26 protein-coding genes, 1 tRNA gene and 2 pseudogenes are annotated in these 24,689 nt (G+C 70.0%); 14 read left to right on the top strand and 15 right to left on the bottom strand.

The window, feature by feature from the left end:
• Positions 1-15: 15 nt before the first annotated feature.
• Positions 16-441 (top strand): annotated as a pseudogene (locus ACGFRG_RS07265) (GntR family transcriptional regulator); the annotation flags it as partial.
• Between the two features lie 20 nt (positions 442-461).
• Here the strand turns inward: ACGFRG_RS07265 and ACGFRG_RS07260 are convergent.
• The 3 genes from ACGFRG_RS07260 to ACGFRG_RS07250 form a co-directional block, all read right to left on the bottom strand.
• Positions 462-1,127, bottom strand: a complete 666-nt coding sequence (locus ACGFRG_RS07260) for a nucleotidyl transferase AbiEii/AbiGii toxin family protein (RefSeq protein ID WP_361432131.1) — start codon at positions 1,125-1,127, stop codon at positions 462-464.
• Positions 1,124-1,471 (bottom strand): transcriptional regulator, encoded by a 348-nt coding sequence (locus tag ACGFRG_RS07255; protein ID WP_393262153.1) that lies wholly within the window; start codon positions 1,469-1,471, stop codon positions 1,124-1,126. Before ACGFRG_RS07255 ends, ACGFRG_RS07260 begins: the two co-directional genes overlap by 4 nt.
• Positions 1,472-1,598: 127 nt before the next feature.
• Positions 1,599-1,672: transfer RNA gene (locus tag ACGFRG_RS07250), tRNA-Gly, on the bottom strand.
• 281 nt (positions 1,673-1,953) lie between these two features.
• Here ACGFRG_RS07250 and ACGFRG_RS07245 point away from each other — a divergent pair.
• From ACGFRG_RS07245 to ACGFRG_RS07235, 3 genes are all read left to right on the top strand, one after another.
• Positions 1,954-2,136, top strand: a complete 183-nt coding sequence (locus ACGFRG_RS07245; protein WP_361432173.1) for a hypothetical protein — start codon at positions 1,954-1,956, stop codon at positions 2,134-2,136.
• Between the two features lie 85 nt (positions 2,137-2,221).
• Positions 2,222-2,797 carry a dCTP deaminase gene (gene dcd, locus ACGFRG_RS07240; RefSeq protein ID WP_188276843.1) on the top strand — a complete coding sequence of 192 codons (576 nt, stop codon included), beginning with the start codon at positions 2,222-2,224 and terminating at the stop codon, positions 2,795-2,797.
• 42 nt (positions 2,798-2,839) lie between these two features.
• The gene (locus ACGFRG_RS07235; RefSeq protein ID WP_188276844.1) at positions 2,840-3,337 is read left to right on the top strand and encodes a phosphoribosyltransferase; all 498 of its coding nucleotides are present in this window, start codon (positions 2,840-2,842) and stop codon (positions 3,335-3,337) included.
• Between the two features lie 86 nt (positions 3,338-3,423).
• On the opposite strand, the gene ACGFRG_RS07230 is transcribed toward ACGFRG_RS07235, so the two are convergent.
• Complete coding sequence (locus ACGFRG_RS07230; protein WP_393262150.1) at positions 3,424-4,395, bottom strand: Yip1 family protein; 972 nt, start codon at positions 4,393-4,395, stop codon at positions 3,424-3,426.
• Between the two features lie 137 nt (positions 4,396-4,532).
• Entirely contained in the window at positions 4,533-5,570 is a 1,038-nt protein-coding gene (locus ACGFRG_RS07225; RefSeq protein ID WP_393262707.1) for an FG-GAP repeat domain-containing protein, read from the bottom strand.
• A gap of 108 nt (positions 5,571-5,678) precedes the next feature.
• Here ACGFRG_RS07225 and ACGFRG_RS07220 point away from each other — a divergent pair, with 108 nt between their 5' ends.
• Positions 5,679-6,482 (top strand): hypothetical protein, encoded by an 804-nt coding sequence (locus tag ACGFRG_RS07220; protein ID WP_393262148.1) that lies wholly within the window; start codon positions 5,679-5,681, stop codon positions 6,480-6,482.
• A gap of 143 nt (positions 6,483-6,625) precedes the next feature.
• On the opposite strand, the gene ACGFRG_RS07215 is transcribed toward ACGFRG_RS07220, so the two are convergent.
• The gene (locus ACGFRG_RS07215; protein WP_393262145.1) at positions 6,626-8,878 is read right to left on the bottom strand and encodes a (Fe-S)-binding protein; all 2,253 of its coding nucleotides are present in this window, start codon (positions 8,876-8,878) and stop codon (positions 6,626-6,628) included.
• Between the two features lie 278 nt (positions 8,879-9,156).
• Between ACGFRG_RS07215 and ACGFRG_RS07210 the strand changes: the two genes are divergently transcribed.
• From ACGFRG_RS07210 to ACGFRG_RS07185, 6 genes are all read left to right on the top strand, one after another.
• Positions 9,157-10,182 (top strand): MraY family glycosyltransferase, encoded by a 1,026-nt coding sequence (locus ACGFRG_RS07210; protein ID WP_361432115.1) that lies wholly within the window; start codon positions 9,157-9,159, stop codon positions 10,180-10,182.
• A complete protein-coding gene (locus ACGFRG_RS07205) occupies positions 10,179-10,973 on the top strand; it encodes an FkbM family methyltransferase (protein WP_393262143.1) in 795 nt (264 codons plus the stop codon). The genes ACGFRG_RS07210 and ACGFRG_RS07205 overlap by 4 nt, the downstream gene beginning before the upstream one ends.
• A gap of 276 nt (positions 10,974-11,249) precedes the next feature.
• On the top strand, positions 11,250-13,112 hold the full coding sequence (gene dnaK, locus ACGFRG_RS07200) for a molecular chaperone DnaK (protein WP_361432110.1): 1,863 nt from the start codon (positions 11,250-11,252) through the stop codon (positions 13,110-13,112).
• Positions 13,112-13,759 (top strand): nucleotide exchange factor GrpE, encoded by a 648-nt coding sequence (gene grpE / locus ACGFRG_RS07195; protein WP_393262140.1) that lies wholly within the window; start codon positions 13,112-13,114, stop codon positions 13,757-13,759. Before dnaK ends, grpE begins: the two co-directional genes overlap by 1 nt.
• 30 nt (positions 13,760-13,789) lie before the next feature.
• Positions 13,790-14,971, top strand: coding sequence for a molecular chaperone DnaJ (gene dnaJ, locus ACGFRG_RS07190; RefSeq protein ID WP_361432106.1), 1,182 nt, complete (start codon positions 13,790-13,792; stop codon positions 14,969-14,971).
• Between the two features lie 2 nt (positions 14,972-14,973).
• Positions 14,974-15,420, top strand: coding sequence for a heat shock protein transcriptional repressor HspR (locus ACGFRG_RS07185; RefSeq protein WP_361432104.1), 447 nt, complete (start codon positions 14,974-14,976; stop codon positions 15,418-15,420).
• Between the two features lie 82 nt (positions 15,421-15,502).
• Here the strand turns inward: ACGFRG_RS07185 and ACGFRG_RS07180 are convergent, their stop codons facing one another.
• Both ACGFRG_RS07180 and ACGFRG_RS07175 read right to left on the bottom strand, forming a co-directional pair.
• A complete protein-coding gene (locus ACGFRG_RS07180) occupies positions 15,503-15,757 on the bottom strand; it encodes a hypothetical protein (protein WP_393262137.1) in 255 nt (84 codons plus the stop codon).
• A gap of 157 nt (positions 15,758-15,914) precedes the next feature.
• Positions 15,915-16,217, bottom strand: a pseudogene (locus tag ACGFRG_RS07175) (hypothetical protein); the annotation flags it as partial.
• 126 nt (positions 16,218-16,343) lie between these two features.
• On the opposite strand from ACGFRG_RS07175, the gene ACGFRG_RS07170 reads away from it, so the two are divergent.
• Positions 16,344-17,219 (top strand): sigma-70 family RNA polymerase sigma factor, encoded by an 876-nt coding sequence (locus ACGFRG_RS07170; RefSeq protein WP_361432168.1) that lies wholly within the window; start codon positions 16,344-16,346, stop codon positions 17,217-17,219.
• A 182-nt stretch (positions 17,220-17,401) separates the two neighbouring features.
• Here ACGFRG_RS07170 and ACGFRG_RS07165 read toward each other — a convergent pair whose 3' ends face one another.
• From ACGFRG_RS07165 to ACGFRG_RS07140, 6 genes are all read right to left on the bottom strand, one after another.
• The gene (locus tag ACGFRG_RS07165; protein ID WP_393262135.1) at positions 17,402-18,634 is read right to left on the bottom strand and encodes a lactonase family protein; all 1,233 of its coding nucleotides are present in this window, start codon (positions 18,632-18,634) and stop codon (positions 17,402-17,404) included.
• A 100-nt stretch (positions 18,635-18,734) separates the two neighbouring features.
• A complete protein-coding gene (locus ACGFRG_RS07160; protein WP_361432093.1) occupies positions 18,735-20,165 on the bottom strand; it encodes a hypothetical protein in 1,431 nt (476 codons plus the stop codon).
• A gap of 3 nt (positions 20,166-20,168) precedes the next feature.
• Entirely contained in the window at positions 20,169-20,711 is a 543-nt protein-coding gene (locus tag ACGFRG_RS07155; RefSeq protein ID WP_361432091.1) for a DUF417 domain-containing protein, read from the bottom strand.
• A gap of 403 nt (positions 20,712-21,114) precedes the next feature.
• Positions 21,115-21,300 (bottom strand): helix-turn-helix domain-containing protein, encoded by a 186-nt coding sequence (locus ACGFRG_RS07150; RefSeq protein ID WP_361432089.1) that lies wholly within the window; start codon positions 21,298-21,300, stop codon positions 21,115-21,117.
• Positions 21,297-21,824: a hypothetical protein gene (locus tag ACGFRG_RS07145; protein WP_361432087.1), complete on the bottom strand. Its 528-nt coding sequence runs from the start codon at positions 21,822-21,824 to the stop codon at positions 21,297-21,299. Before ACGFRG_RS07145 ends, ACGFRG_RS07150 begins: the two co-directional genes overlap by 4 nt.
• The gene (locus tag ACGFRG_RS07140; RefSeq protein WP_393262131.1) at positions 21,821-21,982 is read right to left on the bottom strand and encodes a hypothetical protein; all 162 of its coding nucleotides are present in this window, start codon (positions 21,980-21,982) and stop codon (positions 21,821-21,823) included. The genes ACGFRG_RS07145 and ACGFRG_RS07140 overlap by 4 nt, the downstream gene beginning before the upstream one ends.
• A gap of 475 nt (positions 21,983-22,457) precedes the next feature.
• Between ACGFRG_RS07140 and ACGFRG_RS07135 the strand changes: the two genes are divergently transcribed.
• Both ACGFRG_RS07135 and ACGFRG_RS07130 read left to right on the top strand, forming a co-directional pair.
• Positions 22,458-22,850 (top strand): helix-turn-helix transcriptional regulator, encoded by a 393-nt coding sequence (locus ACGFRG_RS07135; protein WP_361432166.1) that lies wholly within the window; start codon positions 22,458-22,460, stop codon positions 22,848-22,850.
• 12 nt (positions 22,851-22,862) lie between these two features.
• Positions 22,863-23,357, top strand: a complete 495-nt coding sequence (locus ACGFRG_RS07130) for a hypothetical protein (protein WP_393262128.1) — start codon at positions 22,863-22,865, stop codon at positions 23,355-23,357.
• 51 nt (positions 23,358-23,408) lie between these two features.
• Here the strand turns inward: ACGFRG_RS07130 and ACGFRG_RS07125 are convergent, their stop codons facing one another.
• Positions 23,409-24,335, bottom strand: coding sequence for a helix-turn-helix transcriptional regulator (locus ACGFRG_RS07125; protein ID WP_361432081.1), 927 nt, complete (start codon positions 24,333-24,335; stop codon positions 23,409-23,411).
• Positions 24,336-24,689: the final 354 nt, after the last annotated feature.

The raw sequence follows: 24,689 nt of genomic DNA, 5'->3' as shown, positions 1-24,689 counted from the left end.
GGCCCAGACGGGATAGTCGACGGCCTGGAGGTGAAGGAGGAGAAGCCCTCCCAGGACGTCGCCGCCCGCCTCGGCTCCCCGCGCAAGGTCCTCGCCCGCCGTCGCCGCTATCTCATCGACGGCCGCCCGGTCGAGTTCGCGACCTCCTACCTCCCCCTCGACATCGCGCGCGGCAGACAGATCACCGAGCCCAACCCTGGCCCCGGCGGCATCTATGCCCGCCTGGAGGAGAAGGGCCACCGCCTCGACCACTTCGACGAGGAGATCCGCGCCCGCATGCCCTCCCCGCACGAGGTCCGCACGCTCCACCTCGCCCCCGGCGTCCCCGTCATCCATCTGATCCGTACCGCATACGACACCGAAGGCCGCGCCGTCGAAGTCTGCGACACCGTCATGGCGGCCGACGCCTTCGTCCTCGCCTACCAACTCCCCGCCACCTGACAGCTCGGAGGGCTCACCGCTCACTCGCCGTCGAGCTGGTCGTGCACCCGCTCGTTGATGTCGTCCGCCCACTCCTGGGCCCACTGCCGCAGGGCGCTGATGTCGCGCTCGCCGAGCCCGTACGCGGCGAACTCGGTGTCGTCGATCCAGTCCGCACCGGCCAGCCGGGCCTGAAGGTCGGAGAGGTCGAATGTGTCGCGGGCGTGCCGTCGCCCGAGTTCCTCAAGTTCTTGGGGGCTCCAGCGGTCCGCCGCGGCCCGTACGTCGATGAGGTCGCGGGCGAGTCCCCGGTCGGCCAGTGCCCGCACCTTCGTGCCGACCACGTCTTCGAGGGAGAGCACCAGGCCGTACTCGGTCTGCACGGGCGGGCGCCAGAGGACCTCCTTGAGGACATCGACCTCGCACTCCTCGCCGCTGCCGGGATCGGTGACGATCAGCCGTGCGGAGAGCGGGTCCGTCTCCAAGGCCCGGACGCTCCAGCCGCGTTGTTCCAGCCCGGTTCGTACGGTGGCCGTGATGCTCTCCATGGAGTCCGGGTTCTCGGTCGCGACATCGAGGTCCTGGCTCAGCCGGTCGACCAGCCCGTGCGCCTGCACGGCGTAGCCGCCGGTGACTGCCAAGGGGTACGCGTCGCCCACGGCGAGCACATCGGCCAGCAGGCGGCGGTGCAGATGAGTCAGGTTCACGCGACGGCCCGCGTATCCGGGACCAGGTCGGCGAAGGCGTGTTCCCATACGTCGCGGATGTCGCGGCTGATGAGCGTGCGCAGGACCGGCCACATGCCGACGAGCAGGTCCCGGTTGAGGTACTCGACCAGATCGTCGTGCATTCCCTCGGCCAGCACGATCCGGTAGCAGCTCATCCTCAGCCGGGGCTGGTCCAAGTCGAACTCGGTCAGGCCGGACCAGGCCAGATGAAGGGGTAGGGCGACCGTGCCGTGCTCGGGTCCGCGCAGCTCCGAGAGCTCGGTGGGCAGTCGTCGGGCGTACTTGGCGCGGCGGAGCTCGGAGACGCTGGGCGGGGTGGCCATGGGTCGATTATGGCGGGGTGCGGGCGACAGCGTCGGGCTCATGACCGACTGGAGGACACCGCGTGCCGAAAGGGTCCCAACGGCCCGGACAACAAAGAAGCCCCGGGCCATTGGGCCTGGGGCTTTCTGGAGCGAGTGACGGGAATCGAACCCGCGCTCTGAGCTTGGGAAGCTCATGTTCTACCATTAAACTACACTCGCGCGAACGGCTCCCCGGAAGGGGATCGCATCGTTGCTCACCTTACCCCATGCCAGGCCCTCGGCGTATCAGCTCGGGGGCTTCTCGCGTTCCGGGAGCGTTCTGGCAGCGTTCCGAGGGTGTGCCGGAGCGGGTTCCGGTGGCTCGATCCGGGTGCCGGGTCGGGGAGTTGGGGCGTACCGTGAGGGTGGTTCCGGGCCGTCGGAGTGCCGCCTGGAGGAGCGTCCCGTTCATCCCTTAATGTGGTGGTTTCTTCGTCCATGCTTGTTGTTGGGGAAGGGACTTGAGCCACTTGATGGACTCGCTGGAACGCACCGTCGTTCGCTGTGCCGAGGGGCATGTCTTCACCACCGAATCGTTCCCGATGCAGCAGCTCGGGACCGAGCGGATCGGGCCCGGACGGCTGATCCGGTGCCCTCGCTGCGCACGGCTGCGGCATGCCGTGCCGGTGGAGGGCGAGCGGTAGGGACACGGGTACCCCGTCGTACGTCGTGAGGCGCGCGGGTCTGTCCGATTACGGCAGCCCCGCGCACCCTGCGTATCCTCGGGACGTGCTTCTCTCAGACAAGGACATCCGGGCAGAGATCGACTCGGGTCGCGTCCGCATCGACCCGTACGACGAATCCATGGTCCAGCCATCGAGCATTGATGTGCGGCTCGACCGCTACTTCCGGGTGTTCGAGAATCACCGGTACCCGCACATCGACCCCGCGGTCGAGCAGCCCGACCTCACCCGGCTGGTCGAGCCGGAGGGTGACGAGCCGTTCATCCTCCACCCGGGGGAGTTCGTGCTCGCGTCCACCTACGAGGTCATCTCCCTCCCGGACGACCTCGCCTCGCGCCTTGAGGGCAAGAGCTCGCTCGGGCGGCTCGGGCTGGTCACGCACTCCACGGCCGGCTTCATCGACCCCGGCTTCTCCGGGCACGTGACGCTGGAGCTCTCCAACCTCGCCACCCTCCCGATCAAGCTGTGGCCGGGCATGAAGATCGGACAGCTGTGCCTGTTCCGGCTGACCTCGCCGTCCGAGTCGCCGTACGGCTCGGAGCGGTACGGCTCCCGGTACCAGGGCCAGCGCGGACCGACCGCCTCGCGGTCGTACCTCAATTTCCATCGGACCCAGGTCTGAGCTGCTGAGCTGCGGCAACACGGCAAGAACGGTATGAGTGACATGAGCGACGTACGCGAGAACCTGACCTACGAGAAGTTCGGGGGCGCCATCCGCGACCTCGCGCAGACCATCGCGGACGACGGCTACGAGCCCGACATCGTGGTCTCCATCGCGCGCGGCGGTGTCTTCGTCGCCGGCGGCCTCGCCTACGCCCTGGACTGCAAGAACATCCACCTGGTGAACGTGGAGTTCTACACCGGCGTCGGCACCACCCTGGAGATGCCGGTCATGCTCGCGCCGGTCCCGAACGCGATCGACTTCTCCGGCAAGAAGGTCCTGATCACGGACGACGTCGCCGACACCGGCAAGACGCTCAAGCTGGTCCACGACTTCTGCGTCGAGCACGTCGCCGAGGTCCGCTCCGCCGTCATCTACGAGAAGTCGCACTCCCTGGTGAAGTGCGAGTACGTCTGGAAGCGCACCGACGACTGGATCAACTTCCCGTGGAGCGTCGAGCCGCCCGTCGTACGCCGTGAGGGTCAGGTTCTGGACGCGTGACGTAGGTATTGATACGTACGTGAAAGGCCCCGGGAAGCTGTTGCCTCCCGGGGCCCTTCCGTATGCCCACGACACCCTCGTACGTACTAGATCGTGCCCAGCTTGATCAGGCTCAGCAGCGCCACCAGCTGGATCGCGCTCGCGCCCAGCGCCTTCGGCCAGGGCAGGTCGTGCGACTTGCTCACCATCGAGGTGAACAGCGCGCCCGCCGCCAGCCAGGTCAGCCAGCCGACCACCTGGACCAGGCCGTTGTCGCCGCCCAGGAACAGGGCGAGGAGCAGCCGGGGTGCGTCCGTCAGGGACATGATCAGCATGGAGAGGCCGACCGTCGGCTGCCAGCCGCCGTCGCCGCCGAGCTGGCGGGCCAGCGTGTGGGTGACCGCGCCGAGGATCATGCCGCCGATGACGAAGACCACGCCGGTGATGAGGACCACCGGGACGGCCTTGGAGAGCGTCGTGTTGATGACGTCCGCGCGGGCCTTGTCGAAGCCGAAGATCGCGAGCAGGCCGTAGAGGAACGTGACGGTGAGCGCCGGTATCCACACCGGGTAGTCGCGCATCTGCCAGAACGTCGGGCCCGGGCGCATCACGATGCCCTTGAGCAGGTCCTTCCAGTGCAGCCGTGGGCCCGGCGGGGGCGCGGTGACCGCTCCGGCGCGGTAGGTCGCCCCGGAGCCGTACGGGTCCTCGCCGATGCTGAAGGCCTGGGTGTGGCCGGGGCTGTCCGCGTACGGATCCTGGTAGCCGCCTTGGCCCGGGCCGCCGTAGCCCCCGTGGCCCGGGCCGCCGTAGCCGCCCTGGCCCTGGCCGTAGCCGCCCTGCTGCCCGTAGCCGCCGCCCTGGCCCTGTGCGTACCCGTCCTGGCCCTGGCCGTACTGGTCGCCGAAGTACTCCGGCTCACCCTGCTGCGGGTACTGCGGCTGCTGCTGCCCGTACCCGTACTGCTGCGCGCGCTGCTGCTGGGGGCTCGGCCACTGCTGCGCCTGGCCCTGCCCCTGCCGCGGTTGTTGTCGCGCGTTCCGGTCGTCCCGGCCGCGTCCCATCCTGAATCCAGCCACGCATTCGAACGTACCTGGTCTGACGGACCGCCAAGCCGGGGCGGCCGGAAGAGGCATGGTTTGCGGCTGACCTGTGACATCCCCTAGGGGCTTCTGCTAGGGGATCCCACAGGTCAGCCGGGCCGCCCGGACGCCCCTCAGCCCCATCCCGCCGTCGTGAACCCCACGAGTGGCTTTGTGTCCCAACCGCCGCCCTTCGTCCCCGCGTACAGCGTCACGAGATCCCTCGCCTCGCCCCGGTGCGTACGCACCACCACGTCCGGCACCTTGTCGCCGGTGAAGTCCGCGAGCTGGAGCACGTCCGTCACGGGGGCCGGGCCGGGGCCGGGGAGGCGTACGGCGGGCAGGGGCGCGACCCTGGGTGCGGTGTAGCGGCCGCCGGGGCGGGCCGGGCCGTTCGGGCCGCCGAGGAGCAGGCGGGACGCCGCGCCCGGCGCGGCCGAGGCGCGGACCACCAGGTCGTCGTACCCGTCCCCGTTCACGTCCGCCCTCGGCTCCGGCGCGGCCAGCACCGGGCCGCCGCCCGGGAGCGAGGCGCCCGCCGCGCGCGGGGCACCGGTGCGGCTGAAGGGGCCGCGCAGGAAGCTGACGCGGCCGCCGGTCGCGGTGACCGCGAGATCCGTCGCGCCGTCGCCGTCGAAGTCGCCGCAGACGGGGTGGTCGGGCCAGTCGTTGCCGAACCGCGCCTGCTCGGGGATCTTCAGGACGACCGCGCGGCCGGTGAGGCCGCCGGGGCCGCCGAAGAGGATCTGGAGGGGTACGGGCGGGCGGCCGATGCCGTCGTACGGCGGGTCGGTCGTGACGATCAGGTCCGCGAACCCGTCCCCGTCCAGGTCGCAGGAGGCCTCCGCGTCGAACGTGGCGGGCGGCCTGCCGCCGACCGGGGCCGCGTTGCGGCGGGTGGTGAGGATCTGGCGGGTGGTGGGGTCGAGGCCCCGTCCGGCGGTGCCGTAGACGACGGCGATGCCCGCGTCGTCGCCGTAGCTGTCGGCCTTGACCAGGTCGTTGAGGACGAGGTCGGGGTGGCCGTCGCCGTTGAAGTCGTACGGGACCTTGCTGCCGTGTCCGAGCGGTACGGGGCGGGGCGCGCCGGCCGCCGCCGTGGTGGACGTGGGGTGGGCGGCGGACGCGGAGGGGCCGCAGCCCGTGGCGCCCCACAGGGCCGCGGCCACCAACGCAGCCACTCCTGCCACAGCTCTACGCGTACGTACCGGCCTCTTCACGCGCCACACAATGCCGCATCTTGGGCCAAGGGTTAAGCGCTGGGTAGTCGTATCGGTGCGGTGAGTGTGAATCTGGTTGAAATGGGGCCTATTTACCTTCCCGCGGGTCAAGCAGTAGCCGACCGTTACATTGCCTACGCATTACCCAGACATCGCATCCGTAACTTTCCTGTTGTCGCCGCCGCAAAGGGCCATAGACACGACATATCCGCCGCTGAGTTCACGAGTTACGAGGAAGTCATCGATATGCGCGCCACCCGACGCACCCTTCGTACCGCCGCCATCGCCACCGGGGCCATCGCCGCGTTCGCCCTCCCGGCGGGCGCCGCTTTCGCCGCCGACTCGACGCCGAGTCCGGGCCCGGGCCCGGCCGACGCCCCCAAGAAGGAAAACCGGTCCTTCGTGAAGGCCGTCAAGCTCGCGGACGGCTCCGTGGCCAAGGTCTACAAGCTCGGTCAGAACCATTACGAGGCCGAGATATGGGCGAACGGGGCCAAGCTCGACACCCTTGTCGCTGATGGCTCTTCCGCCAGCGGGGAGAACAACGGCCTGCATGTCGTGCTCAAGCCGAGCGGCGTCGTCTCTTCGTGGGTCGACGGGGGCAAGAAGGACGAGAAGAAGGACGAGAAGAAGGACGAGAAGAAGGACGAGAAGAAGGACGAGCGCAAGCGGGAGCGGAAGGACGGTAAGACGAGCGCTCCCACTGGCGTGGTGCCCAAGGGTGGGGTCAAGGCCGGGGCCGAGGGTGTTTCCGGGGCCGGTGGGAATCATGTGCCGCTCATCGCCGCCGGTGGGGGGATGGCCGCGGCCGGTGCGGCGGGTCTTGGGTTTGCGCTGTACCACCGGCGGGGGCAGCAGCGCTGACGGACGCCCGTCCGTACGTACGTCCATACGTCCGTACGCAAACAGCGGCCGGTTTCCGCCTCGGGGGCGGGAACCGGCCGCTGTTCGTTTTGCTGATTTCGTCTGCGGACCGTGCGTGGCTGGTCGCGCGGTTCCCCGCGCCCCTAGAGGGATGCCGGCTCCGCCGGCTCCTCTTCCTCCGAGGCCACCGGGGTCTTCACCGAGTCGAGGAGCAGCTGGGCCACGTCCACGACCTGGACGGACTCCTTCGCCTGGCCGTCGTTCTTCTTGCCGTTGACCGAGTCGGTCAGCATGACCAGGCAGAACGGGCAGGCCGTGGAGACGATGTCCGGGTTCAGGGACAGGGCCTCGTCGACGCGCTCGTTGTTGATGCGCTTGCCGATCCGCTCCTCCATCCACATCCGCGCGCCGCCGGCGCCGCAGCAGAAGCCGCGCTCCTTGTGGCGGTGCATCTCCTGCTGACGCAGGCCCGGGACGGCCGACATGATCTCGCGCGGGGGCGTGTAGACCTTGTTGTGGCGGCCCAGGTAGCACGGGTCGTGGTAGGTGATCAGGCCTTCCACCGGGGTCACCGGGATCAGCTTGCCCTCGTCGATGAGGTGCTGGAGCAGCTGGGTGTGGTGGATGACCTCGTACTCGCCGCCGAGCTGCGGGTACTCGTTCGCGATCGTGTTGAAGCAGTGCGGGCAGGTCGCGACGATCTTCTTCGACGACTTCGGCTTACGCGTCGTCTCGTCCTCGTCGTCCTCGCCGAACGCCATGTTCAGCATCGCGACGTTCTCCTGGCCGAGCTGCTGGAACAGCGGCTCGTTGCCCAGGCGGCGCGGCGAGTCACCCGTGCACTTCTCGTCGCCGCCCATGATCGCGAACTTGACGCCCGCCATGTGCAGCAGCTCCGCGAAGGCCTTGGTGGTCTTCTTGGCGCGGTCCTCAAGGGCGCCCGCGCAGCCGACCCAGTACAGGTAGTCGACCTCGGACAGGTCCTCGACGTCCTTGCCGACGATCGGGACCTCGAAGTCGACCTCCTTGGTCCACTCGACGCGCTGCTTCTTGGCCAGACCCCAGGGGTTGCCCTTCTTCTCCAGGTTCTTGAGCATCGTGCCCGCCTCGGACGGGAACGCGGACTCGATCATCACCTGGTAGCGGCGCATGTCGACGATGTGGTCGATGTGCTCGATGTCGACCGGGCACTGCTCGACACAGGCGCCGCAGGTGGTGCAGGACCACAGGACGTCCGGGTCGATGACGCCGTTCTCCTCGACCGTGCCGATCAGCGGGCGCTCGGCCTCGGCGATCGCCGACGCGGGGACGTCCTTCAGCTGCTCGGGCGTCGCCTTCTCGTTGCCCTCCATGTCCTTGCCGCCGCCCGCGAGCAGATACGGGGCCTTGGCGTGCGCGTGGTCGCGCAGGGACATGATCAGGAGCTTCGGCGAGAGCGGCTTGCCGGTGTTCCAGGCGGGGCACTGCGACTGGCAGCGCCCGCACTCGGTGCAGGTGGAGAAGTCGAGGATGCCCTTCCAGGAGAAGTGCTCGATCTGCGAGACGCCGTACACGTCGTCGTCGCCGGGCTCCTCGAAGTCGATCGCCTTGCCGCCCGACGTCATCGGCTGGAGCGCGCCGAGCGTGGTGGAGCCGTCCGCGTTGCGCTTGAACCAGATGTTCGGGAACGCGAGGAAGCGGTGCCAGGCCACACCCATGTCGGTCTTGAGCGCGACCGTGATCATCCAGATGAAGGACGTCGCGATCTTCAGGCCCGCGAAGAAGTACGTGAGGTTCTGCAGCGTGGAGACGTCCATGTCGCGGAACCAGGCGACCACCGGGTACGAGATGAAGAACGAGGCCTCGTAGCCGTCCACGTGGTGCTGGGCGCCCTCAAGCGCGTGCAGCGTGAAGATGCAGATGCCGACGATGAGGATGACGGACTCGACGAAGTACGCCTGGCCGGTGTTGGAGCCCGCGAACCGGGACTTGCGGCCCGGCCTGCCCGGGCGGTTCAGCTGCCGGATGACGATCAGCGTCAGGATGCCGAGCGCCGTCATCGTGCCGAGGAACTCGACGAAGACGTTGTACGGGGCCCAGTCGCCGATGACCGGGAGCAGCCAGTCCGCCTGGAAGAGCTGCCCGATGGCGTTGACGATGGTCAGCAGCAGCGAGAAGAAGCCGACCGCCACGAACCAGTGCGCCACACCGACGATGCCCCAGCGGTTCATCCGGGTGTGGCCGAGGAACTCCTTGGCCACCGTGACCGTACGCTGCACGGGTTCATCGGTGCGGGTGCCGGCCGCCACGGGCTGGCCGAGCCGTACGAACTGGTAGATCTGCAGGATGGCACGGCCGAACAGCGCGACGCCGACCGCGATTAGGACCAGCGACACAATGATCGCGGCGAGTTGCATTTCGGGGCTCCTCGGGCCTGCGAGGGATTACTAAGCAGTAACTTATTGAGTTCGTTGCTGAGCGTACCCACTTATGCGGCCGCACTGTAGCCGCGCACGCGGTGATCTGTGTCGCTCAGGCCGACCTCAGTGACCATGGTCCGGCACAGGGCCGGGTGCGGCGTCCGCGCGGCTTCCGGTGCGGCGTCCGCGCGGCGCTCGCGAGCCGTCCGGCGGTTTTGAAATGTCCATCGTGTTATTCAGCCCATACACGGACATAACAATCTAACTTGGTTCGCATGATCTCCGGGCTCACGGCCGCCGTCGCCGCCCTGTTCTGCACGGCCTCGCTGGCCGGATTCCTCCGTTTCGCCCTGCGCCGCCGCCGTACTCCCCGCTCCCTGGCCCATGTCCCGCGGCACGGCGGGATCGCGGTCGCGGTGGGCACGCTCGCCGTCGTCGGGGCCGGTCCCGTGCTCGGGCTCGCGGGGCTCGGCCCGGGGGTCGGGCCGCTGATCTCGGCGGCCGGCGCCGTCGCGCTGCTCGGCTTCGCGGGGGATCTGTGGCCGCTCGGGGCACGGGTGCGGATCGGGGTGCAGACGGCCGCCGCGACCGTGGTGGTCGCCGTGGCGTCGGGGCTCCCGCCCGGGCCCGGCGCGCTGGCCGTGCTGTGGATCGTCCTGGTCACCAACGCCTTCAGCCTTCTGGACGCCTCCGACGGGGCGATGGGGACGGTGGCCGCCGTGACCGCGCTCGGGCTCGCCGTCTGCGCGATCTCCGACAATCTGCCCGGGCTCGCGCTGCTGCTCAGCGTGCTCGCCGCCTCCCTCACCGGGTTCCTGCTGCACAACTGGCACCCCGCGCGGATCGCGCTCGGCCGCTGCGGCTCGCTCTTCACCGGGTTCGTGCTCTCCTGCGCCGCCGTGCTCGTGCACACCGAGGCGGATCCGGCGCGCGCGTCCGCCTCGCTCTTCGCCCTCACCGCCGTCGTCCTCGCCGACGCGGCCCTGGTCCTCGTCTCGCGGCGGCGCGCCGGGCGGGCCGCGACCGAGGGCGCGGCCGACCACATCGCGCACCGGCTGCGGCGCAGCGGCCTGACCGTGCAGGGCACGGCGGTGGTCCTCGGGCTTGCCGCGTTCGCGGGGACGCTGACCGCGCTGCTCGTCCACGACGGCCGCCTCGCCCCGCCCGCCGTCCTGCCGCTGGCGCTCGGCGCGGCGGTCGCGGTGGTGGCGCTGCTGCGGATCCCGGTCTACGGCGACGAGGCGCCGGGGCCGCGTACCGAATCCGCCCGCGAGGCGGCGGCCGAAGGAGCTCCGGCGTGACGTTCTCCCCGCTCTCCTCGCTTCCCCTGCCGCCGCTGCGCGACCGCGCGCTCTCGGCCGTACGCCGCCTCGGCCGCGCCGCCGGTCCCGGCCACCCGGGCGCCGACGACGGTCCGCGTCTGGTGCGGCTGCTGCGGCGGTACGAGATCGACCTCGTCCTCGACGTCGGCGCCTACTCGGGTGCGTACGGGGCGATGCTGCGGCGCTGTGGGTACGAGGGCCGGATCGTCTCCTTCGAGCCGCTGCGCGAACCCCGCGCGGAGCTGCGGCTGCGGGCGGCGGAGGATCCCTGCTGGACGGTCCTGCCGTACGCGCTCGGCGACCGTACGGGGCCGCTGGTGCTGAACATCGCGGGCGACGCGGGGGTGAGCACGTCGGCGCTGGCGATGCTGGACCGGCATCGCGCGGCCGCGCCGCACACCGCGTACACCGGTACGCGCAGTGTCGAGGCGTACCGGCTCGACGAGCTGTGGGAGCGGGTGACCGCGCCCGGCGAGCGGGTGTTCGTGCGGCTCGCCGTGCAGGGGTACGAGCGGGAGGTGCTGCGGGGGGCGGGCGCGTTCGCGGACGAGATCGTGGGGGTTCAGGCGGGGGCGGCGTTGGTGCCGCTGTATGAGGGGGGTGCGGGCTTCGACGACGTGCTCGCGTACGCGCGCGACTCGCTGGGGCTGGCCCTGATGTCCGTCCGCCCCGGGCTCGCGGATCCCCGCGACGGGCGCCTGTTGCAGTGCGAGCTGGTCCTGCTCCGGGAGGACGCCCCGATCCCGCCGCAGGCTGCGCCCTCCGTTTGAAGCGTTGTCGTCTGCGGGCCGGTGGGGGCTGGTCGCGCAGTTCCCCGCGCCCCTTAACGCGCCCCTTCGGGGCGATCTCTTCGATGGGCCCTTCGGGCCCTCCTAGGGGCGCGGGGAACTGCGCGACCAGCCACCCACTCACCCGCGGACAAACCCCGGGCACACCTAAGCGCACCATAAAAGTTGAGCCGAGGTGACTCAGCTCTGTTGACCGCTCGGGACGAGTGAGGCATCCTTGAGTCAGTTCCACTCAAGATGTCAGTTGGAGGAATCAAAATGGCACGTGCGGTCGGCATCGACCTGGGCACGACTAACTCCGTCGTCAGCGTTCTCGAAGGCGGCGAGCCCACCGTCATCACCAACGCCGAAGGCGCCAGGACCACGCCGTCCGTCGTCGCCTTCGCCAAGAACGGCGAGGTCCTCGTCGGTGAGGTCGCCAAGCGGCAGGCCGTCACCAACGTCGACCGGACCATCCGCTCGGTCAAGCGCCACATGGGCACCGACTGGAAGATCGACCTCGACGGCAAGACCTTCAACCCGCAGCAGATGAGCGCCTTCATCCTGCAGAAGCTGAAGCGCGACGCCGAGGCCTACCTGGGCGAGAAGGTCACCGACGCGGTCATCACCGTCCCGGCGTACTTCAACGACTCCGAGCGTCAGGCGACCAAGGAGGCCGGTGAGATCGCGGGCCTCAACGTCCTGCGTATTGTCAACGAGCCGACCGCCGCCGCCCTGGCCTACGGTCTCGACAAGGACGACCAGACCATTCTCGTCTTCGACCTCGGTGGCGGCACCTTCGACGTGTCGCTCCTGGAGATCGGTGACGGCGTCGTCGAGGTGAAGGCCACCAACGGTGACAACCACCTCGGTGGTGACGACTGGGACCAGCGCGTCGTCGACTACCTGGTGAAGCAGTTCCACTCCGGCCACGGCGTGGACCTCTCCAAGGACAAGATGGCGCTCCAGCGCCTGCGCGAGGCCGCCGAGAAGGCGAAGATCGAGCTGTCCTCGTCCACCGAGACCTCGATCAACCTGCCGTACATCACGGCCTCGGCCGAGGGCCCGCTGCACCTGGACGAGAAGCTGACGCGCGCTCAGTTCCAGCAGCTGACCGCCGACCTGCTTGAGCGCTGCAAGCACCCGTTCCACAACGTCATCAAGGACGCGGGCATCCAGCTCTCCGAGATCGACCACGTCGTTCTCGTCGGCGGCTCCACCCGTATGCCGGCCGTCGCCGAGCTCGTGCGCGAGCTGACCGGTGGCAAGGACGCCAACAAGGGCGTCAACCCGGACGAGGTCGTCGCCATCGGCGCCGCCCTGCAGGCCGGTGTCCTCAAGGGTGAGGTCAAGGACGTCCTGCTCCTCGACGTGACCCCGCTGTCGCTTGGTATCGAGACCAAGGGCGGCATCATGACCAAGCTCATCGAGCGGAACACGACGATCCCGACCAAGCGGTCGGAGATCTTCACCACCGCCGAGGACAACCAGCCCTCCGTCCAGATCCAGGTCTACCAGGGCGAGCGCGAGATCGCGGCGTACAACAAGAAGCTCGGCATGTTCGAGCTGACCGGTCTGCCGCCGGCCCCGCGCGGCGTCCCGCAGATCGAGGTCGCCTTCGACATCGACGCCAACGGCATCATGCACGTGACCGCGAAGGACCTGGGCACGGGCAAGGAGCAGAAGATGACCGTCACCGGCGGCTCCTCGCTGCCGAAGGACGAGGTCAACCGCATGCGCGAGGAGGCCGAGCAGTACGCGGAGGAGGACCACCGCCGCCGCGAGGCCGCCGAGTCCCGCAACCAGGGCGAGCAGCTGGTCTACCAGACCGAGAAGTTCCTCAAGGACAACGAGGACAAGGTCCCGGGCGATGTGAAGACCGAGGTCGAGACCGCCGTCACCGAGCTGAAGGACAAGCTCAAGGGCGAGGACACGGCCGAGATCCGCACCGCCACCGAGAAGCTCGCGGCCGTCTCCCAGAAGCTCGGCCAGGCGATGTACGCCGACGCCCAGGGTGCCGCCGGCGCCGCGGGTGCCGAGGGCGCCCACCAGGCCCAGTCCGCAAACAACGCAGACGACGTGGTCGACGCCGAGATCGTCGACGACGAGAAGCCGCACGACACGAAGGGCGGCGCCGCCTGATGACGGAGGAGACCCCGGGTTTCGAGGAGAAGCCCGACGTCCCCTCCGGCGCACAGGAAGACGCCGAGCCGAAGGCCGCCGACTCCTCCACCAAGGAGGGGAAGACGGCCCCGGCCGGGGACGCGGCCAAGGAGATCGCCCTGCAGGCCCAGCTGGACCAGGCCCAGACGGCGCTCGGTGAGCGCACCACGGACCTCCAGCGCCTTCAGGCCGAGTACCAGAACTACCGCCGCCGGGTCGAGCGGGACCGGGTCACGGTCAAGGAGATCGCGATCGCGGGCCTCCTGACCGAGCTGCTGCCCGTGCTCGACGACATCGGCCGGGCGCGCGAGCACGGCGAGCTGGTCGGCGGCTTCAAGTCGGTGGCCGAGTCGCTGGAGACGGTCGCCGCGAAGATGGGCCTCCAGCAGTTCGGCAAGGAGGGCGAGCCCTTCGACCCGACGATCCACGAGGCCCTGATGCACTCGTACGCGCCGGACGTCACCGAGACGACCTGCGTGGCGATCCTGCAGCCGGGCTACCGGATCGGCGAGCGCACCATCCGCCCCGCGCGGGTCGCCGTAGCCGAGCCCCAGCCGGGCGCGGCGAAGGACGGCAAGGAAGACAAGTCGGCAGACGAGGAGAGCGGTGGCCCCGAGAAGGGCTGACGCACGGATCGTCCGGGAGGAGGGACGTCGATGAGCACGAAGGACTTCGTCGAGAAGGACTACTACAAGGTTCTCGGCGTCCCCAAGGACGCCACCGAGGCCGAGATCAAGAAGGCGTACCGCAAGCTCGCCCGCGAGTTCCACCCGGACGCCAACAAGGGTGACGCCAAGGCGGAGGAGCGCTTCAAGGAGATCTCCGAGGCCAACGACATCCTCGGTGACGCGAAGAAGCGCAAGGAGTACGACGAGGCCCGCGCGCTGTTCGGCAACGGCGGCTTCCGGGCCGGTCCCGGCGCGGGCGGCGGCACCTTCAACTTCGACCTGGGCGACCTCTTCGGGGGCACCCAGGCCGGGGGCGGCGGTGGCGCCGGCGGCTTCGGCGGCGGGCTCGGCGACGTGTTCGGCGGCCTGTTCAACCGGGGCGGCACCACCGGTACCCGGACCCAGCCGCGGCGCGGCCAGGACCTGGAGTCCGAGGTGACGCTGAGCTTCACCGAGGCGGTCGACGGGGCCACGGTTCCGATCCGGCTCTCCAGCCAGGCCCCGTGCAAGGCCTGTTCGGGCACCGGCGACAAGAACGGCACGCCCCGGGTGTGCCCGACCTGCGTCGGCACCGGCCAGGTCTCGCGGGGCACCGGCGGCGGCTTCTCGCTCACCGACCCGTGCGTGGACTGCAAGGGCCGCGGCCTGATCGCGGAGAACCCGTGCGAGGTCTGCAAGGGCAGCGGGCGGGCCAAGTCGTCCAGGACCATGCAGGTCAGGATTCCGGCGGGCGTCTTCGACGGCCAGCGGATCCGGCTGCGCGGCAAGGGCGCGGCGGGCGAGCGCGGGGGCCCGGCGGGCGACCTGTATGTGGTCGTGCACGTCGACAGCCACCCGGTCTTCGGCCGCCGCGACGACAACCTCACCATCACCGTGCCCGTCACCTTCACGGAGGCGGCGCTCGGCGGCGAGGTGAAGGTGCCCACCCTCGGCGGGCCCCCGGTCACGCTGAAGCTGCCCGCCGGGACGCCCAACGGCCGTACGATGCGGGCGCGCGGCAAGGGCGCGGTCCGCAAGGACGGCTCGCGCGGCGATCTCCTGGTCACCGTCGAGGTCGTGGTGCCCAAGGATGTCGAGGGCAAGGCGCGCGAGGCCCTGGAAGCGTTCCGTGAGGCGACTGCGGACGACGATCCGCGGGCAGAACTGTTCCAGGCCGCGAAGGGAGCATGAGCATGGACGGCCGACGACGCAATCCGTACGAACTGACCGACGAATCGCCGGTGTACGTCATCTCGGTCGCCGCTCAGCTCTCCGGTCTGCACCCGCAGACCCTGCGGCAGTACGACCGCCTCGGCCTGGTCTCGCCCGACCGCACGGCCGGGCGCGGGCGCCGCTACTCGGCCCGTGACATCGAACTGCTGCGTACGGTGCAGCAGTTGTCGCAGGACGAGGGCATCAACCTGGCCGGTATCAAGCGCATCATCGAGCTGGAGAACCAGGTGGCCGCGCTCCAGCAGCGCGTCGCCGAGCTCTCGTCGGCGGTGGACGGGGCGGCGGCGGCCATGCGCCAGCGCGAGGCCCAGGTCCACGCGTCGTACCGGCGCGATCTGGTCCCGTACCAGGATGTGCAGCAGACCAGCGCGCTGGTGGTGTGGCGGCCCAAGCGGCCGTCGGACTGACAGCGCACGCAGAAACGACACAGCGGCCCGCACCCCGAAAGGGGCGCGGGCCGCTGTGGTGTTGATACGGGTCGCGGGCGGTTCAGTGGCCCGTGCCCTGCCAGATGCTCACCGCGAGCGCGGCGCACGAGGTGAGCGCGGCGACGGCGGGCAGCGGCCAGCGGCCGCGCTCCAGGGCGTCGATCCGGTCGTCGTGCTCACCCAGGGTCTTGTCGGTCTGGTCGGCGCGCTGGAGCAGGAGCGCCAAGTCGCCCCGGGTGGTGGCGAATCCGACCTCCACCGCGCGCCGCAGCCGTTCCAGTTCGATGGCCACTCCTTCGGCCTGGCCGCTGCTCACCACGGTGCCTCCCTCGGTAGGTGCCTGATCAGGACCGCGAGGCGGCGGGACGAGAGCCGGCCGCGGTACCAGTCCAGGAGGTCGACGCCGTAGTGGCGCAGCAGCGCCGCTTCCAGTGCCTCGGCGTTGTCGTCGACGTACACGCCGAGGCGCAGCCTTCCCCCAGGCCGAGCCCGGTGTCGCGGCCGTAGGCCGCCCAGATCGCCTCGACGTCGGGCCCGGACGCGCGGTGCCGGTCGAAGCGGCGGGACTGCTGCTCGCCGAGGAGGATCCGCAGCGAGGCGTACGGGTCGTCGCCGCCGAGCGCGCGCAGTCTGCGCGCGGTGTCGCGGTCGAACTCCTGCGGCAGTTCGAAGACCTCGCCGCCCAGCTCGAAGGCCCAGGCGCGGCCGAGCGCTTCGAGGCGCTGGGCGCGGGCCGCGTTGACCCGCGTGACGGGAGTGACAGGGGATGCGGCCATGGGACCTCCATGAAATGACCTGATCCGTAACGGAGTTGAGAGGAAAGGCGGCGTACCCGTGGGGCTGCGCAGCCGATACAGTCGGTGTCACCTCTTCGGGTGAGGCAGGGAATAGTGAACGTGGAAGTGGACGAGGGCGAACGGCTGGCGGAGCGGTTCGAGGCCAACCGCACCCACCTGCGGGCCGTCGCCTACCGGATCCTCGGCTCGCTGAGCGAGGCGGACGACGCCGTTCAGGAAGCCTGGCTGCGGCTCAGCCGCTCCGATGTCAGCGAGGTCAAGAACCTCGGCGGCTGGCTGACCACCGTCGTCGGACGGGTCTGCCTGGACATGCTGCGCTCGCGCGACTCACGCCGCGAGCTGCTGTACGACGAGCCGGTGCCCAGGCCCGCCACCGGATACGAGGAGCCGGGCGACCCCGAGCACGAGGTGCTGCTGGTCGACTCGGTGGGCCTGGCGATGCTGGTCGTGCTGAACACGCTGGCGCCCGCCGAGCGGATCGCGTTCGTGCTGCACGACATGTTCATGGTGCCGTTCGACGAGATCGCGCCCGTGGTGGGGCGCTCCACCGTCGCCACCCGGCAGCTGGCCAGCCGGGCGCGGCGCCGCGTGCAGGAGTCCGCGCCGGTGCCGGATGCCGATCTGGCCCGCCAGCGGGAGGTCGTGGACGCGTTCTTCGCCGCGTCGCGGGCGGGTGACTTCGACGCGCTGCTCGATCTGCTCGACCCGGATGTCGTGGTGCGGGCCGACCGGGCGACGGTCGAGGTCGGGGCGATGGGGGAGGTGCGGGGTGCGCTCGCCGTCGCGGGGACGTTCAAGGGGCGGGCCCATACCGCGCAACTCGCTTTGGTGGAGGGCTCGGTGGGGGCGGTCTGGGCTCCGTCCGGGTGCCTCAAGGTGGTTATCGGGTTCACGTTGGTGGGTGGGCGTATCGCCGAGATTTCCCTTCGGGCCGACCCGGAGCGGTTGCGTCGGCTGGACCTCGCGGTCCTGGCGGAGTAGGAGGACGCGTACGGCGTACTGCGTACGAAGTGCGGTCCACGGTCGGCGTTCGCGGGACGGCCGTGGACCGCGTCGCGCTTCGCTGAGAGTGCGCGAATCTCGTCTGCGGACCGTGCGTGGCTGGTCGCGCAGTTCCCCGCGCCCCTAAATGCCTGCGGGCATCAGATACATGCGTGCGGGCATCAGATCGCCACCAAGCCCTCCGACCCCGGGGCCAGACCGCCCATGCTCGGGGCCAGTACGCCCTGGCTCACCACGCGCGGCGGGTCGTCCTGGACGCCGAACCCGCGCAGGGGGGTCAGGCCGCCGCTCGCCTCGATCCGCCAGGCGGCGATCGTCATCTTGTTGCTGTACGGCGTGCCCTCGGCGTAGTTGGGCAGCCGGGGGTCGGCGATCTTCTCGTCGAACCCGGCGACTATCACGTACAGGTAGAGGCCGTCCTCGGTGATCGCCATGTCCTGCGTCGCGTGCTGGTCGCGGGAGGTGGCGATGTGGCCGTCCGGCGGGAACAGCGTGAGCTCGCCGGTCTCGCTGATGCGGTACCCGGCGATGGTGCCGCTCTGGGCGCTCGCCGCGTAGATCACGCTCGGGTCGAGCGTGCTGTTGGCGGTCCAGCAGGTGGTGGCCTCGGTGGTGTCGACCGAGCCGCTGATCACCTGGAGGGTGCCGTCCCGGTTGACCCGGTACGTGGACATCGAGCCCAGGAAGTTGCGGCCGCCGATGATCTCGGTGACCAGCAGGAAGTCGCCGTGGAAGGTGGCGGTGAAGGGCGCGGGGCCGTGCGAGTCGTTGCGTACGGGGGCGCCGGCGCGGCCGTACGCGTCGACGGGGAAGACGTCGATGACATTGGTCTGGCGCTCGGTGGCCACCAGCTGGGTGCCGTCGGGGGTGAAGGAGATCTGCGAGGGCCCGGCGGCGGGGCCTCCCACCAGGTACTGGAGGGAGCCCTCGACGGGCGTGAGCGTGCCGTCGTCGCCGACGGTGAAACCGGAGATCGCCCCGTCGCCCGCGTTCACCACGTACAGCAGATTGCCGTGCACGGTCAGGCTGACCGGGCGCGCGCCGCCGGACGGGACCCGGCTGATGTGGCGCAGCCGGTCGCCCTCGATGGCCAGCGAGGAGACCTCGCTGCTGCCCGCGTCGACGCAGAACAGGAACCGCTTGTCGTCGCTGAGGATCAGCGACGCCTGCGAGACCAGCGGGTCGGACGCGTCCTCCAGGTCGTAGCTGCGGCCGACGCCGATGCCGCCGGTCGGGTAGGTGCCCTTCCTGGTCAGGTTGCCGTAGATGTCACGGGCGAAGACCGTCACCGAGTTCCCGGTCTCCTGGTTGCTCATGACGTACACGAAGCCGCCGCGCGGGGGCGCGGCCGGGGTCGCGTTGTCGCCGGGGTGTCCGGATCCGAGCTCCGTCACCGCATCAGCAGTCTCAGTGGTTTCCACAGTAATTACCCTTTTCTGGTGGGGAGTCAAGGGATGTGAACGATGCAGGAAATTCGCGAGATTCATGTCGGCGTTATGCGGCCGGGCCCGCCGCGCGGGTCGACCGGAGGCCGTTCTTGGCGATGTCGTTCGCGATGTCGAGGCCGAGCCGGACGCCGCCGATGTTGTGGGTGAGGTCCATTTCCCCGGCCGCGTTCGGCGTCCAGCCGTCGTAATTCCAGTGCACGCCCAGGAATACGCGGCTGATGCTGTTCTCCTTGATCATTTCCCACAGCCCGCCGGGGAACGTGCGGACGACACGGGTCCGGGCGATCCCATTGGTGTCGGTGCTCGTGCCGTCGAGTTCGTCCGAGACGAATTCCAGGCCGGCGGTCAGGTTGTCGGGCGCGTAGGCGCCCTGGTGGTAGAAGTGCCGCACCGACTGGAAGGCGGCCGCGCCGAAGGTGGCGTGGCCGGACGGGTAGGAGGGGAACGGGGGCGTCCTGTTGACCTTGCCGCCCGGGTTGTTGGTGTTGGGCGCGCCCAGCGGCAGCCACTCCGGGTCGGCGTCCGCGCCCAGGGCGTCGACGCCGGTCCCGGCCGGGCCGCCGGAGGCGTCCTGCTCGCGGACGCCCACCACCGGGCGCCACAGGTCGTAGTAGTACTTGTCGGACCAGGCGAGGATGCCCGCGTCCGCCATGGCCGCGTTGGCCAGCGCGAACAGCCGGGCGTTCCGCGCGGTGTCGTTGCCCTGGGCGGCCGCGACCTTGCGGATGACCTGGTTGTAGAACCGGGGCGGTGTGCCCAGGCCCTTGACCCCGTCGTACGCCCAGAACATGCCGGTGGTCGTCTCGTTCTGGGTACGGCGGGACGCCTGGAGGTCGGACGGGAGCGTGCCCATCAGATGCGGGGCGATGCCCTTGGCGCGCACCTGGCGCAGGCCCGCCTCGTACAGCGGGCTGCCGGGCCGCGGCGGGGCGTCGAGGTGGTGGCGGGAGGTCGCCGCGAACAGGTGGGAGCGGGCGCCGTAGAAGGCGGCGTAGGGGGTCTGGGTGGGGTCGACCGGGTCGGCGCGGTGGTGCTCCCGCCCGACCGAGTAGACGTAGCCGTCGTCGCCGAGGCCGGGGTCCTTGGCGCGCAGCGCGAGCAGGGCGCCCGCGACCTTGAGGCCGAAGGCGTGGCCGTCGCCGCCGGCCTGGCCGACGGGCAGCCCGGCCGCGCGGTGCCGGTCGTTGAAGAAGTCCTTCTGCGTCGGGTACAGCGCGTTGAGCGCCGCGTGCGCGGCGGCGGCGATCGCCGCGTCGGAGGAGGCGCCGACCGGGGCCTGGGGCAGTGCGGAGCCCAGGTAGCAGTCGTGGCCGGGGTGGATGCCGAAGTAGGCGTCGTGCATCGCCAGATGCACGATCGCCAGTGCCCGGGAGGCGCCGCACGGACCCCGCGAGTTGCCCTCGGCGGGGGCGCCCGTGGTGTGGGTCGTGCGGTCGGCCTCCAGGGCGACCGCGTTCCAGTACAGGATCTGATCCATGGGTCACGTTCCTCTCGTGATGCCCCCCGACGTGCCGGTGGTGACGCCGGCGGGGCTGCCGTCCGAAGAGTTCTGACGGACAGTCAGGGCGCTGCCGCGCACGGTGGTCGCGATGACCAGACCGGCGGCGAGCAGGACCACGTCCTTGAGGACGTACTGGCCTTCGAGCGTGGGCATGTGGTGCGGCCCGCCGAAGATCCGCCCCGGCAGCAGGACGACCGGGGTGAGGATGCCGACGAGATGGACCAGGAGCAGCGCGACCGTCGGGCGCATCCACCGCCCGACGAGCAGCAGCACCCCGATCAGGCACTCCAGCGTCGCGACGCAGTCCATCGCGGCGGTGGCGGGGACGAGGTGCGGTACCAGTCCGAGGGTGAGCCGGTGCAGGGTCGCGACGACGAGCCCCTGGGCGGGGCTCATATCGGGGAAGTATTTGAGAATGCCGAATCCGAGAAGTACCGCGCCCATACTGAGGCGCAGTACGGAAATGCTGTGGCGCACCAGCCAGCGGTGAATTCGGGCTTCTGTGCGGTCCGTCCTCGCCATGCTGTCGCTCCTCGTGGCGCGAATTGGCCGAAGGGGAGCGCAAAGGTACTCAGCGGACGAGGTGGCGTCGACGGTGTGAGAGATGGCCGGGTGGTTAACGCGCCAGGGCGTGCAACTGCGGCTTTCCGAGGTTGAGGTGAGCGGAATACGGAAGGGGATCTTACGGGTAACGCAAAACGGCAGATCCGTCGCCCGGGTGGTGGGCGCAGCTCTGCCGCTGCATCAAGTGTGATCCAGGGTCGCCGAATCCGCAACTCGTCTTTTCCCAGGGACATTCGGGGCCGGTGCGACGGCATGGAAAATGGCCCCACCCCGGTGCGGGTGAGGCCATTTCGCCGATCGGTCTTCAGTGGGTCTTCCTCGATCTCAAGGGATCTCAAGGGATCTCAGCGGATTCGGATCTTCAGTGGATCCCGGCGCGGTGCACGGACCGCTCGGCCGCGAACACGTCCTCCAGGCGGTAGAGGAGCCGTCGGCCCTGCCTGCCCGCGGACTTCAGATGCCCGAGCTGGACCCACTTGCGGATGGTCGCGGGCGAGACGTCGACCTCGGCGGCGGCGAGGTCGCCCGAGACGAGCGTCGCGCTCATGAGGCCCCCTCCAGGACGGTCTCCTCGGCGCTCTCCACCACATGGCGGCAGACCGGGTTCACACAGAGCACGGCGCCGCGCTCCGGGAAGATCCGCAGCGAGACCGAGTCGCACGCGGGGCAGCGCCCGCCGAGCCGGATCATCTGCTCCGGATCGCCGAGCTCCCGGGCGCAGCGCCGCGCCATCCGCCGTGTCTCGTCGGTCAGATGCTCGGCGAGGTCCGGGAACTTCCGTACGCCGTCGAGCAGGTGGGCGATGCGGCGCAGCCGGGCCGGGACCGGGGCCGGGGGCGCCGGGCGCAGGCCGAGCCGTTCGCGTACCGCCTCCTCCAGCTCGACCACGCCGTCGGTGATGTCCCGGACGGCGTCGGAGATGTGCAGCCGGATCGGGGCGGTGGTGCCGCGCAGCGGGCCGCCGCCGTGGCGCTCGCGCGGGCCGCCGCCGGTCGACGGGGCGAGCTCCGCGAGGAGTTCGGGGAACCGGCGGGCCAGCGACTCCAGCCACACCGCGCCGTCGGCGTTCATCGCGCGGCCTGCTTCTGGGCCGTCTGCGGGGCCGTCCGGCGCGGCGGCGTCCGGTTCGGCGCGGGCTGCGCGGGCCGCCGTTCGACCTCGCGGCCGTTGCGCCACAGGCGGCCGCCGCTGACGCCGTCGAACCAGGTGTGCGCGGGGTCGACGACCACCTCGCACTCCTTGCGGATGGGACACTGATTGCATGCTCGCAATACCGGTTCCGCCTCGGAGGGAACACGGGTGAATACGGAACGCTGCGGGAGGTTCACGCAGGCGGCGGCCCTGCGCCAGTCGAGTTCATCCGCCGAGCGGGATAATTCCGAGGTCAAGGGCGTCTTCGAAGTGGTCATGTGTGCGGGCACGTGCAAACCCCTCCCCACGTACGGGAACATGAGTTCGGCAAATTGCGAACGCGTGATCAGGGTGACACGGTGCGTGCGCGTACGCAAGCGGCCAATGCGTGCGAGCGCGCATCAAGCTGTGCGCGAGTGCGCCGGCGGTACGCTGTCCCCGGCGACGAGGGAGAACGACCACATGGGTTCGAGCGCACGGGCCGGCGCCCGCAATGAGCAGGGATACCGTGGCGACGGCGGCCGCTCTAACGCGGACGGCCTTGAGGAGTTCGCCGCCTGGATCGAGCGGCTGATGCGGCTGCGCGACTACGACATCGACAGCCCGCGCGGCGGCGGCAAGTCCAAGCTCGCCGACGACGCCGGGGTGCACCGCGCGGCCGTGAGCCGGCTGTTGCAGCGCCAGAGCATGCCCGACCTGGAGACCATGCGCAGACTCGCGGGCGTCCTGGACGTACCGCTGCGGGACATGCTGATCCGGTCGGGGCGGCTCTCCGAGGACGATCTGCCGATTGCCGCGAGCCGGGGCGGGCAGGACGAGGAGGGCGCACAGCTGCTGAGTCCGGAGGAGGCCGCGCTGCGCATGGGCGTTCCGCCCGAGCTGCGGGAGCTCTTCGTACGGGTCACCAAGGCGTTCCTGCCGCAGAGCTCGGAGCGTGGCGAGGGGGCCGGCAGCCCGGGGGTGTGAAGGAGGGCGTGGATGGCGGACGGTGGCACGGAGCCGGTCGAACAGGACCGGCTGGCCCGGCTGTTGGGCGACCTGCTGATCGAGCTGGGCGAGAAGGTCAGGCGGGCCGGCGTCGACGGCGTACGCGTCCTGACCGACGACGAGCTCCAGAGTGAGCAGCTGCGCTGGTTCCAGGAGGGCTGGGAGGAGCAGGCGCGCGCGAGTCGCCGCGTCCGCGAGCAGCAGGAGCGCCCCGGGCAGCGCACCGACGAGGACGTGTACGACCAGGACGAGCACCCGCCCCGGTACGCGCCCGCCGGGCACCCCGACGACGAGCAACCCGTCACCCCCGGGCGGCTGTTGCAGTTCCCCCAGTCGCCCGACGGGCGCGGCCCGCATCCGCTGCCGATCGTCGGCACGGGCGAGACCCGCGCCAGGGACCTGATGCCCCACCGCCCCCGCTCCCGCTCACGGGGCCGGGGGGACGACGACGAAGGCGGCCCCCCGGGCGGCCACCCGCACGTATGACCCGCCGCCGGATCCGGCGGCGGACCCGACGCGCGGTTCGGCGGGCCTGGTTCAGCTGTCCTGCTCCAGGATCCCGGACTGGGCGATGAGATAGCCGAGCTGGGCCCGGCTGCCGCTGCCCAGGGCCGCGTTCAGCTTGGCGATGTGCGCGCGGCAGGTCCGTACGTTCATCCCGAGCCGGCGCGCGATCGAGTCGTCCACATGCCCCTCCACGAGGAGCTTGGCTATGGAACGCTGGACACCCGTGATGCCCTCGGCCTTCAGGGAGTACGGGACCTCCTCCTCCCACGGCACCGCGTGCAGCCAGAACTGGTCGAAGACGCCGACCAGATACTGCACCAGGCCCTCGTGCCGCAGCTCCAGCGCGACCCGGCGGTCGCTGCGCGCGGGGATGAAGGCGACCTTGCGGTCCACCACGATCAGCCGGTCGATGATCTCTTCCAGCGTGCGGACCTCAAGGCCGTACGGCGCTATCCGCTCCACGTATCCGATCGTCGCCGAGTGGTGGCGGGCGGTGTGCTGGTACAACGTGCGCATGTCGACGCCACGGTCGAGCAGCGGCTGCACCCGGCGCAGCCCGGACTCGATGACCTCGGGTCTGCGGCCGCTTCCCGGCTGGATGGTGAGCAGTTCCTTGGTGCACTCGTCGATGACCCGGTCCAGGGTCGTGTTGATGAGTTCCAGCCCCTCAAGGACGGTGATGGCGTTGGTGCTTGCCGCGTCGTGGCCGGTGATGCTCATGAACGGCTCGAAAGTGCTGGTCAGCTGCATCGACAGCTTCCTGCGCTCGTGTATCTCCCGTTCGAGAGGCTGGACGAGCTGGTTCAGGACGACGGAGGGAGGCACCGGGCGCAGTTGCTCGGGGTCGTCCGTGTCGGGGCGCAGCAGCGCGAGATCGATGAGACAGGGAGCGGCCTGGGCTTCTGTGCGAGTTATTCCGCCGGTACGCAACGCGGTGCCGTAGAGGGTCTTGCCCATCTCGCACAGGTCTGTAGGGCCATGACTATGTCCGAAGTGCCCCTGATACAACCGGATTACACCCCCCTCATACTCCTGAATTACAGGAACATGATGCCTGGCCTCGCTGGTGGAAGCGCTCAGAGTGAGCCATCGTCTTAGGCGCGGGGGGAGGGAATGATCATAAAGAGGTGGAGATCGGCCATGAGCAGGATGGTTCGAGCACTCAGCGCTATAGCCGTCGTGGCGGCTGCTTTCAGCGCTCTCGCCGTCAGCGGGGAACCGACGTGGGACCAGAAGCCCTCCAAGGCCGCGGTCGCGAAGGATCCGACGTGGGACAACAAGCCGGCGACTCGGCTCCTGGCGGCTCCAGGT

Source organism: Streptomyces sp. NPDC048696 (assembly GCF_043198895.1).
GTDB lineage: Bacteria > Actinomycetota > Actinomycetes > Streptomycetales > Streptomycetaceae > Streptomyces.
The sequence above is the reverse complement of the archived record's forward strand: the minus strand, read 5'-3'. Positions and strand labels throughout refer to the sequence as shown.